We start from the raw sequence: 10,846 nt of genomic DNA, 5'->3' as shown, positions 1-10,846 counted from the left end.
CCACCAGGGGCACCGGCGGCCACAGGCCCCACATCAGCTCGCACCGGCGGCGCAGCGTGCGGGAGGGCAGGTCGTGCTCGGCCTGCGACCGTTTGGAAAACAGCCAGTCCAGTCCGCACCGCAGGTCACGGGCCCTGTTGTCGCGCGACTGGGTGCGCGAGCTCCCGCAGCCGGCGTCCCGGCACCGCCACCTGACCCGCCCCGAGCTTGTTCTTCCGTTCCGTTTCATCGGCTCGCCGCACACGGCGCAACTGGGTGTGTTCATCCACCCAATCTGCCACGCCAACTCGAAAGCCGCTCAACCGTTGTCCCGAAAGGCCTCACAGCCTGTTCCGGACACACATTCTGGCCGACTTCAAGTTCCCCGCCCATACAACTCGAACAGGGGAAACGCCCACTGCCACAAAGGAAAGCGAGCCAAAACAGACACACATTTTGGCCTATAACCCTGCTTTAGGTATTGTGCTGTGCATCCGTTCTCCATAGCGATGCGTGGCGGGTCCATATCGCGTGGCAGAAATCGCTCACTGAGCGGCACTCAGTGAGCGATTTCTGCCACGCGTGTTGTGTGGGCCATGTTGCGTCATACCAGAACGTGATGGCTTCATGCCGAGTGGCGGTTTTTGCTCGCTGACAGTGGTCTGAGCGAGCGTTTTCTGCCACGCACGATGGTGCGTGGCGGTTTTCTCTCACTGAGGAGGGCTTAAGCGAGAGAAAACCGCCACTCGGCATGGTCGCATAGGACTGCACTGAGATGGTATGCCTTGGTTGGGGCTATGGGAAGCTTTCGTACGCCTGCACGGCGGCCTGCACGGCTCGCACAGCCTGCGGCGCCTAGCCTGTACAGCTGCACGGCCTACACGCCTACAGATCCACTTTCTATTAACAGGTATAGCGTTATGGGGCTGTTTGAGCGTCTTGGTCCTAGTTGCCCTCGGCTAAAGACGGAGGTCAAAACGCGGGCTATTCGCGGATGTTGCCACTACTATTGAAGTGACATCGGTCGAACGTTTCCTAAGGAGAAATCATGCCCGTCATTCATACTCATGTTTCCGTCAAGACCACGCCTGCACAGCGCGAAGCACTGAAAGCCGCGTACGGCAAGGCCATCAGCGCAGTACCTGGCAAGTCCGAGGGTTGGCTGATGTGCCCGTTCGAGGACGATATGCCGATTTATTTCGCTGGTAGCGACGACAAGCCGGCTGCTTATGTTGAAGTGAACGTGTTCGGTCGTTCGGTGCCGGGTTCGGCGTGGGAGAAGCTGACCGAGGCGATTATGTCCGCACTCAACAGTGAGCTGGGCATCCCGGAAGACCGCACGTATATTCGCTACACTGCTACCACCGACTGGGGTTGGAACGGCGGCAATTTCTGATTTAGCGCCAGCAATCATCTTGCACATTGCGATAAGGCTCGTCAGTCATCAACTACGACGGTTGATGGCCGACGAGCCTTATTTTTTGCTCTGTTAAACCAACTTTGATCTATGTCTGCAGACTACCCCTTAGTCAGCTCCGCTGACATCTCGTCCTGCAATTGTGGACACCATGCTACGCATGTGGTTTTGTTGGCTCGCCTGTCGGCGAGCACGTTGTCTACAAACAGCTCTGCTGTTTGCTTCACGGCAACGGTCCCGCAATTTCGGACGCGCTTTGCGCGCGTTTTGTTGGCTCGCCTGTCGGCGAGCACGTTGCCTACAAACAGCTCTGCTGTTTGCTTCACGGCAACGTCCTTCAAGGGGAGCGTGTTGTATCCCGAATGCTCCAGCTGAGGGGCCGCGGGGAAAGGCAAATGCCAATTCTGATTACCGGAGTGTTTTTGATGGGGCATAGAGGTTGCAGGACGGAGCGATTTGCAAACTGAGAGGCAGATATCAGAGCCCGCAGAGGTCAATTCGCAATCTGAGAGGCAGGTCCTCTGACCTATTTCGCGTTGTAGCCCCATATAAATGGACTTCGGGGGTATGTTTTTGGGTGTCTATCCGCCTGCGGCTGCCTCTCACTTTGCAGATCGACCTCTGCAAGATGAAAAATCTGCCTCTCAGTTTGCAAATTGCTGCCAGCAACCGCCGTCAGCGAATGTCGTAGGTTTGCGCGCGGAAATCACACGTCACCACCGTGCCATCTGCGAACGTCGAACGCTGCACAAGCGGATCTCCATCCACAAAATCATGCCGCACCAACTCGCTCATGCCGACTCGCTCATGCAGCGCTGCCACCGTAGCGCACCGCGCGATATCGTTCTCGGCTTTCGCACGCTTGGCCGCATCCATATCGCCGTCCATACCAACGTACGCGGCGTCACGAATCAGGTACGGCGCGCCACCGTTGATGAGCGCGTACAGCATGTAATCATCGCCGCCGATCACGCGATCCATCATCCACGGCTCGATCACGCAATCGTGATACACGAGGTTGTACAGCGGCACCGGCACGCCCTGCCGAGGCGCGTCGGGCGAGCGCATCTGGAAGTCGTACGGCGCGTAATGGCAGAACACGAGGCTTGGCACCGCCCAATCCGACACTTCCTCGGAGCTCGACAGAATGCCGTGCGAAAGCAGGTATTCGAAGCATTCGCCGCGCCGCTCGTAGCAGTCGCGCCGGCTCATGCGATGCTCGGGATTCGCACATTCGTCGCCCTCGTTGCAGGTGAACACGTCGAGGTACGCGCAATCTAACTGCACTCCATGCGTCGCGATTTCGCCGAAATTACGCCGCACGTAGTCGGGCGCGAGCTCGGCGCACAGGTACGTTTGGTGCCCGCCTGCCCAGCGCGAGTGTTCCGGATTCGTGCCGTCGGTCAACTGGACCGCATTGTTGCGGTCGAACGTTGGCGCGGAGAAGTAGTAGTCGCGATACTGGTCGTGCGTGCCGAACAGGTCGCCGTGCGCGTGACAGTCGTCGACGAGCGCTTTCATTCCAGCCCATCCGCCGGCCTCTTCGCACGCGGGCAGGTAGTCCGGATGACCGTTGTCGTAGCCGGGTTGAGCCCAGCCATCGAGGTGCAGGTAGAGTTTGCCGGCGCCGAGTTCGTGCAGCATGTCGATTTGACGCTGGCGGTCGGCGAACGTGGTGAGCGCGTTATTTTGCTCGGGATGGTTGGGATCGTAGAACGATGATTCCGGCTGAACGACGGTTTTGATGCCGACGTGCACCCACGAGCAGCCGATGAGATCGCGCACGGACGGGTTGCGTGCGGCTTTTTCTGCGAGAGTGCGCAGTCGGCCGCGCTCGTTGACGTATGCGCGGTATGCTTTCGCGGCGGACGTGTGGTCCGCGTGGGACAGGAATTGATAGCGTACGACGCGGCGGTAGTCCATGCGACCGAGGCTGGGTTCAAACCACATGCCGATACGCGTGCCGACGGCTTGGGCGGTCGGCGACTGCGCGACGCCGTTCGCAGGATGCTCGATCGTATACCCCGAGTTCCACGGTGTCTCGCAAATTGCGATGTATCCGTGCGACTGCGCGTCGCTACCGCCGCGAATCTGCGCATACCACGGCATGTATCCGCCGGCGGTTTCAAACTGACCACCGAACACGATGTCGCCGTGCGCTGAACTGACCGCGTTCGGCCACGTGTTCGGGATGAGTACGCCCTGCTGATGCGTGATCAGCGTGACATTGTTGCTGTCGAGTTCGTCGAACGCCATTTCGCCCGGCCAGTTGAGACGAGTGATACGGAAACCGGTTTCATCCAGCGGAATCCACTCAAAAATCACGTCGCCGGATGCGCGCTCAACCCACGCGTACGTGGCGAACGCGAGCGGTGCGCCGCCGAATCCTCGATACGTGCTGTATACGCCGACGCCGGTGCCGGTTTCGCGCACGTTGTGCGTGATGTCGGATGCGTCGGTGAATGCGAACGTGCGCTCGACTGGCTCTGCTGCATCGCTATCGACGGTCGTGTTGCTGATTTCGCCGGTAAATCGACCGGTGATCGTCGGTACGAAACCGTCGCGCCACGACCATGACGTGCCGTCGCGGCGGAACGTAAACCGCAGCGTTTCCTCATCGAACAGTACTGTGGTGCCTGCGCAGGTACATTCCATGCTGTCTTCCGCTTTCTCCTTGATTGCACGAGCCGGATACGTCCGCCCGCAGATTGTGTTGCGTGCTTAATTGTAAAGCGAGTTAGCGTTTTATTGCGGTTTCCTTTGTCAGGGGGATTTGTTGTCAAGGGGGAGCTGAACCTGATCTCCGCCGCAATATCACACTTTTTGGTCTGTAAATGTGATATTCCGGCGGGAATCAGACCATCCTCCGCCGCAATATCACATTTGGGACCGGATTTGTGTGACATTTCGGCGGAAGTTCCTAGATTCTCCGCCGCAATATCACACAAAGAGGGGGTTTGAATCCCAACGCACCTTTTGGCCGACCTGCTAATTGCTGCATCTCACTTCGCCGTCTACGATGGAACAGTTGACGGTCTATGAAGGGAGACGGCATGGATTGGCATTCATCGGTATACGGTTCCCGCCGCAGCGACAGTCGCTACCGGTCTTACAGTGACGACGCCGATTATGGCACCCCCTACGGCGCTCATGCCGACGATGACTATGACGATTACGGTGAACCGCTCGTCCGCCCATCCGCAGTTGGAAACAGCATCAGCAACTACGCCGCTCCACTCGTTGACGATGCCATCCTTCGCAAACGCGGCGGCAACGGCTATTTTCGCGCCCATGAAGTCATCGCGTCGAACCGGATGCACCAGTACGCGTACGCGATTAACGGCTCGCTGATCATCCTGACCGCGCTGGTTACCGCATCCGATATCTATAACAGTAACGATTATCAAGTCACCGTCACTGTCGACGAAGACAAAGGCGATATTTTCGCATCGCACTGCACGTGCCCAGCGTACGGCCGTTATGGCAGCCTGTGTAAGCATGTCATCGCACTCATCATGGCTTACGACGAGTGCCGTGACGAGTTCAGTCGCGTTGCTAGTCCAGCAGAAGTGGGCAGGACTGCGCAGCAACGGCCAAACGTGCGCCGCACATCGCGTTCGCTCAGCGCGTTCATGCGGCAGCGCGACGAGAAAATCAGTGCCGAGGCAAAAAGTCGTCAACTCAACTTACTCAAGGAAATCGGCGACATTGCGGACGCAGGTGGCACGTCTGGCGGCGGTCAAACTGGAGCCGTGCGTCGCATGCCAATCGGAAGTGTTTCGCTGCGTCTCGCAGTACAGTTTCCGGACTCAGCAGGCGGCGAATCCGGCGGCACAGTCAAACTGCGCATCCAAGTACCCTCGCGCAACCTGTCGTACGTGGTCAAAGACATCAACTCGCTACTGAGCGCGGTCCACAATCAGGACTTTGTCTCATATGGCAAGAAACTTGCGTTTATTCACACGCGCGATGCGTTCGACGTGCGCTCGCGAGCCGTGCTTGACGTGCTCGACCGTGCGCGTACGATTCGTAACGCGATCAACGACGGATACGATGCGTACTATTACCGCAAGTCGGACGCCGCGCAAATGCGACTGTCGGACGGTGAGATCGCGGACTTGTTTGACGCGTACGTTGGCTCTGATGAGACGGTCGACTACACGCCGTCCGCGCGGTATTTTGCGCCGGAGATGCGCGCGCAGATCGTAGACGGCGATCCGTCGCTTGGATTGGCGATGGTGCGAGCTGATGATGTCGGCGATACTGGTGACGTTACTGACCACTCGATCACTGCGATCGCGCCCGGCGGCTACCTCATTCGGCATATGCAGTGCGTGGAACGATTTGTCACGGGGCAGCATGCGACGTACATGATTTGTCGGCCGCTGTCTCGCGCAGTACTCGCTGCGGACGGACTGTCTCAAGGAGAGCCCAGTGACTCCAGCTCAGCCGCAGATACCGCCGACCAGCAGTTGGCTGCGGTCGTGTCTGCGCAAACGTTGCGAGCCGCGCGCAATGATGATTCGTCGGAAGATATTATCAACATATTGCGTCGCTACGGTCAGCGTGCGGCGTCTGCGGCGAGCATGGCCCCCGCGACCATCTACCGCTGTGACGCGCGATTTGCAGCCAATCGGGACCTGTTGACGTTGTTGTGCGGCGACGACGAGCATGCGTCACTGTACGTGAGCGCAGCGGACATGGATACGTTCGCGCGCACGATGCTGCCGCTGCTGGTTGGCGGCGAGCGGATTGCTGAACCGGCCGACGACAGTCAGACGACTGAATCAGCTAACAGCAGTCGCGACGATACCGCGAATCAGCCGTCCGGCCTCGGTATCGAACTGCCGCCCGAACTGCTGCGTCTCGTACGCGTCCCCTGCCGTATCGCAATCTATCTCGATCGTGATCGCACCGGTATTACGTGTGATGTGCAGGCGCGCTACGGCGACAAGCGATATCACGTTTTCGACGGTATCGGTCGCACGCCAGACGATCTGTTGCGCGACAAAGACGCCGAACGACTCGCGGTTGAAGCGGTACTCCATTATTTCCCGCGACCGTCCGGCTCGGTCGCGTTTATCCCCGACGATGACGACAAAGCGATCTACAAACTCTTGACCGAAGGACTGCCAGTTTTCCACGGCATCGGCGACGTGTACGCGACGCCTGCGTTCGACGGGCTGAGCGCGATGCCGCGCCCCACCGTCAAAGTTGGCTTGTCGGTCAAGTCTGGGTTGGTGGAAATCTCACCGATTGCTGACGAGATCGACCCAGACGACGTGCCTGGTTTGCTCGCCGCGTATCGCAAGCGTCGGCGGTTCCATCGTCTGCGCAACGGTGCGTTCGTGGACATGCGCGACGTCGACACGTCCGCAGTCGACGAGATCGCAGCCGATCTAGGCGTGAAACCAGCCGAACTCGAAGCTGGCGGGATTGAAGTGCCCGCGTTTGAAGCGTATTATCTCGACCACCAAGTCGACGATGCGGGTAAAGACGCGAGTTTCCGCGCGTATGTGGACGATCTGCGCGTGATTGACCCGTCACGTTACCGTGTGCCGAGCGCGCTCGTCGATGTGCTGCGGTCGTATCAGGTGGAAGGATTCCGCTGGCTAAATGCGGTGTGCGACAAGGGATTCGGCGGTATTCTCGCCGACGAGATGGGCTTGGGTAAAACCGTGCAGTTACTGTCGTTTCTGCTCGCGCGGTTGAGTGAGTCGCGGAAAGCGGTGCAACCGAGCTTGATCGTGTGCCCGGCGTCGTTGGTGTACAACTGGGCGGCGGAGGCGGCCAAGTTTACGCCGGATATGCGCGTGGAAACGGTTGCTGGCAGTAAAGCTGCGCGGCGGGCGATTCTCGATGAGATTCGTGCGGCGCAGGGGACTGCGGCTGGGAGTGTGGCGGTCAACGCATCCGCCAACACACAGCCAGTCGTGCCCGATCTCATCATCACTTCGTACGATCTGCTGCGCCGCGATATCGACGACTACGCAGGTCTATCCTTCTTCTCGATGGCGCTCGACGAGGCACAATATATCAAGAACGCAGCTACGAAAGCCTCCAAATCAGTGCGCTCGATCACAGCCGCACATCGGTTTGCGCTCACCGGCACGCCGATCGAAAATCGACTCAGCGAATTGTGGAGCATCATCGATTTTCTCATGCCCGGCATTCTCGGCAGTTACGCACACTTCCGCGAACGGTTTGAACTGCCTATCCTCAGCGGCGACGAATCTGCGCAAGCCAAGCTGCAAGCGTTCGTCGGACCATTTATCTTGCGTCGTCTCAAGTCGCAAGTACTCAAAGATTTGCCAGACAAAATTGAGAACGTGATCACGGTGCAACTCTCTGGCGAGCAACGCAAGTTGTACGCGGCGCTCGAACAGCAGTTGAGATCGGTGATTCTCAAGCAGAAACCGGCTGATTTCAACACGGGCAAGATTCAGATTCTCGCGCAACTGACGAAACTGCGGCAGGTGTGCTGTGATCCGCGACTGCTGTATGAGAACGCGGCGGGTACCGGTGATACTGGCGTGAAACAGTCTGTGAAACGTTCTGTTAGCTCAGCTAAACTCGACGCGATCGCCGAACTGGTCGACTCGTGCCGCGACGCCGGCCGCAAGATGCTCATCTTCTCGCAATTCACCAGCTATCTCGATTTGATCGCTGAACGATTGCGCGCGAACGGTGTTGCGTACGATGTCATCACCGGCGCCACGCCAAAACAACGACGCCTCGAACTCGTCGACCAATTTAATCGCGACGAGACGCCCGTGTTCCTCATCTCGCTCAAGGCTGGCAACACCGGACTCAATCTGACTGGCGCGTGCGTGGTTATTCATGCCGATCCGTGGTGGAATGCGGCCGCACAGAATCAGGCCACGGACCGTGCGCATCGCATCGGGCAGACGCAGGATGTGAACGTATATCAGATTGTTGCTAAAGATACGATCGAGGAGCGCATACTCAACTTGCAGCGTTCGAAAACCGATCTCGCAACGCGATTTGTGGACGCGGCGTCCTCGTCAACCGGTCGCTCGATGGCCGCGCTCACCAAGGATGATCTGCTCGCGCTTTTAGCGTGATCTTTTCGCTTGCGGTGTGGGTGCGGACTGTTTATCTGAGATGAAATGGTGTGGGTGCGGGCTGTTCATTTACCAAAATGTGGGTGTGGACTGTTCATGAAGAAGAAAAACTTCCTTGTTAATGAACAGTCCGTACCCACACCGCGATTTGAGTGGGCAGTCTATGCCCACAATAATTGCGGATTATGTGTCGGCTGATCGGCTCGAATTATGGCCGTGAGATGAACGGGGCGAGTTCCTCTATCGCTACGCTTGTTTGGGGGCTAGACTGAATTTATGAGTGATAACAACGCAATGCCACAGACGCCGTTCGATCCGCAGTCTGGTACGCCGTCCACGCCGCAATCTTCTACATCAGCGTATGATTCCAGCGCGCCGCAATCGGCGCCGCAGTCGTCCGTCAATCAGCCAGTTGATAGTCAGCAGACACCCGGCGCGACCGAACAATCCTACGCATCGCCTCAGTATGGTCAGTCTAGTCAGTCGTATACGCAGTCCGACCCTCAGCCTAGCCAGCCGGCTGAAAATTATGGATACGCATCGCAGCCGGCCGCAGGTACTGCAGCTGCTGCGCCGCAACCGAATCCGTACGAACAAGACCACCCGTATATGGGCGCCGCTGCACCGGGACAGGGCGCGCCGTATGCGCAGGCCGGTTACGCGGCACCGGGCCAGCCGTATCCGCCGCAGGGCGCGTATTATGGCTATCCGTACCTGGCGCCGGTCAATCAACGGTGGAATACGTTGTGCATCGTCGGCTTTATTCTGTCGTTTGTGTTTGCGCCAGCTGGCCTTGTGCTGTCGGTGATCGCGCTCATTCAGATCAATAAGAGCGGCGAAAAAAGCAAAGGCATGTCGATCGCGGGAATCATTATCGGCGCGGTTAATACGATTTTGCTAGTGCTGATTGTCGCGCTGTTTATGTGGGCGTTTGAAGCGTCGGTTGACATGGTTCACAACGGGGATATTGAGTTCGGCAACGGCGGATCGTCGCCGACTGATTGTGCGGTTACGATCAACGGCGAATGCTTGAGTTACGGCGATTTGCGCAAGTATGGCATTGATCCCGATGACCTTGATGATCTGTCGCGGCTTGGGCTTGATTTGAATTCAGGAAGCGGGCGGACGACGGCATTGTCAACGGTGCAGTGAATTTTCGCTGAATAGTCTCGGGTGATTGTGTGAGTTGCGACACACCGATGATCACGTTTTTCTGGGCTATTTTCGCCAGAATTGCGCTGCGATGTTGTTGCGATGCTGCTGTGAGGGGACTTGCGGACGCGGTTGCAGATGATTGGTATCTGATGGCTGAAAAGCCAGTCATTGCAACGGTTTCTGCTCGTTTTGACGGTCGATTAGCGATCGCGACACGCCGAGACTTGCGCTCACTCGAGATATCTGTAATATATCTACTCGTTGCTTGAAACAAACAAGACAACACGGCCCCGTAGCTCAGTTGGTTAGAGCGCCGCCCTGTCACGGCGGAGGTCACCGGTTCAAGTCCGGCCGGGGTCGCTGGAATAGCTTTGAAACCCGGTTCGCCGGGTTTTTCTGACTGTTCTTTGGCTCTGTAGCTCAGTTGGTAGAGCGAACGACTGAAAATCGTTAGGTCAGCGGATCGATGCCGCTCGGAGCCACAGCCAAAACCCCGCAACCCCAATCATTCCAAGGGTTGCGGGGTTTCCTGCATCCGCTGCGTAAGTCTGCAATTATCCTCAACTCTGCATTTACTCTGCACATTCAATGGTCAGTGGGACAGTAATCGCCGGAATATCACAAAAAATGGGTTATAGGCCAAAATGTGTGTCTGGTGGTCTAGTCGTTGGATGGCCATTCGACCCGGGTGTGGAAGTCGTTCCAGTCGATGCCGGTGCCGTGGTGCATGGGGATGCCGAACGTCTCGTATCGGCCCTGCGGGCTGTTCTCCCATGCCTTCTGGTAGAGGCTCTCCAGCCGTTCGTCCGTGATCGCGTTCGTCGCCAGCCATGCGTCCGTCTCGGGGTGTTCGGCGTGCTGGTGGCACCACCAGCAGATCGCCTTCAGTTGCCGGATCAGGCGCAGTCCGCGGTGATGGCGCAGCATGTCCCGGATTCGTCCGTTCCATGATTCGATGAGGTTGTTCGTGGATGGTATCGTTCCGTTCTCCGTCAGGTCCTCGTCGAGGAACGTGAACAGGTGCCCCTCGCGGATGCGTCCGCGGATCATGCGCTTGGCCTTGACGAGTCTTTGGTGCATGTCGTTCACGCTGCCGTCGGCGTATTCGCTTTTCTCGTCGAGGAAACCCGCGAAGTCCTGCTCCCACTGGTTGTAGGAGGCCAGCCAACTGGCCGCGGCCGCGCCGTCCCTGACGCGCGGCAGGGCGAGG

Annotated in this window: 6 protein-coding genes, 2 tRNA genes and 1 pseudogene; 5 read left to right on the top strand and 4 right to left on the bottom strand. The window is 58.0% G+C overall.

What is annotated here, in order from left to right; genetic code table 11:
• A partial coding sequence (locus tag BHAP_RS09555; protein ID WP_420807734.1) for a transposase-like zinc-binding domain-containing protein occupies positions 1-265 on the bottom strand: 265 nt, incomplete at its 3' end.
• Between the two features lie 762 nt (positions 266-1,027).
• Between BHAP_RS09555 and BHAP_RS09550 the strand changes: the two genes are divergently transcribed.
• Positions 1,028-1,375 carry a phenylpyruvate tautomerase MIF-related protein gene (locus BHAP_RS09550; protein ID WP_094730470.1) on the top strand — a complete coding sequence of 116 codons (348 nt, stop codon included), beginning with the start codon at positions 1,028-1,030 and terminating at the stop codon, positions 1,373-1,375.
• A 122-nt stretch (positions 1,376-1,497) separates the two neighbouring features.
• On the opposite strand, the gene BHAP_RS09545 is transcribed toward BHAP_RS09550, so the two are convergent.
• On the bottom strand, positions 1,498-1,722 hold the full coding sequence (locus BHAP_RS09545) for a hypothetical protein (protein ID WP_094730469.1): 225 nt from the start codon (positions 1,720-1,722) through the stop codon (positions 1,498-1,500).
• A 349-nt stretch (positions 1,723-2,071) separates the two neighbouring features.
• On the bottom strand, positions 2,072-4,051 hold the full coding sequence (locus tag BHAP_RS09540; protein WP_094730468.1) for a DUF5696 domain-containing protein: 1,980 nt from the start codon (positions 4,049-4,051) through the stop codon (positions 2,072-2,074).
• A 398-nt stretch (positions 4,052-4,449) separates the two neighbouring features.
• Between BHAP_RS09540 and BHAP_RS09535 the strand changes: the two genes are divergently transcribed.
• The 4 genes from BHAP_RS09535 to BHAP_RS09520 all read left to right on the top strand — a co-directional run bounded on the left by BHAP_RS09535 (position 4,450) and on the right by BHAP_RS09520 (position 10,118).
• On the top strand, positions 4,450-8,481 hold the full coding sequence (locus BHAP_RS09535) for a DEAD/DEAH box helicase (RefSeq protein ID WP_158216464.1): 4,032 nt from the start codon (positions 4,450-4,452) through the stop codon (positions 8,479-8,481).
• 276 nt (positions 8,482-8,757) lie between these two features.
• Positions 8,758-9,633, top strand: coding sequence for a DUF4190 domain-containing protein (locus BHAP_RS11925; RefSeq protein ID WP_094730467.1), 876 nt, complete (start codon positions 8,758-8,760; stop codon positions 9,631-9,633).
• Positions 9,634-9,922: 289 nt separating this feature from the next.
• Positions 9,923-9,996 (top strand) — tRNA-Asp (locus tag BHAP_RS09525).
• Positions 9,997-10,045: 49 nt separating this feature from the next.
• A tRNA-Phe gene (locus BHAP_RS09520) sits at positions 10,046-10,118 on the top strand.
• 178 nt (positions 10,119-10,296) lie between these two features.
• Here BHAP_RS09520 and BHAP_RS09515 read toward each other — a convergent pair.
• Positions 10,297-10,846, bottom strand: a pseudogene (locus BHAP_RS09515) (IS256 family transposase); the annotation flags it as partial.

Origin of the sequence: Bifidobacterium hapali, from assembly GCF_002259755.1 — a bacterium.
GTDB lineage: Bacteria > Actinomycetota > Actinomycetes > Actinomycetales > Bifidobacteriaceae > Bifidobacterium > Bifidobacterium hapali.
This window is presented reverse-complemented; position numbering and strand designations above follow the sequence as displayed.

What these genes read in the sequence shown, in the direction of transcription:
- BHAP_RS09550 (WP_094730470.1), top strand. Translation starts at nt 1,028, where the DNA reads ATGCCCGTCATTCATACTCATGTTTCCGTCAAGACCACGCCTGCACAG.
- BHAP_RS09540 (WP_094730468.1), bottom strand. Translation starts at nt 4,051, where the DNA reads ATGGAATGTACCTGCGCAGGCACCACAGTACTGTTCGATGAGGAAACG.
- BHAP_RS09535 (WP_158216464.1), top strand. Translation starts at nt 4,450, where the DNA reads ATGGATTGGCATTCATCGGTATACGGTTCCCGCCGCAGCGACAGTCGC.
- BHAP_RS11925 (WP_094730467.1), top strand. Translation starts at nt 8,758, where the DNA reads ATGAGTGATAACAACGCAATGCCACAGACGCCGTTCGATCCGCAGTCT.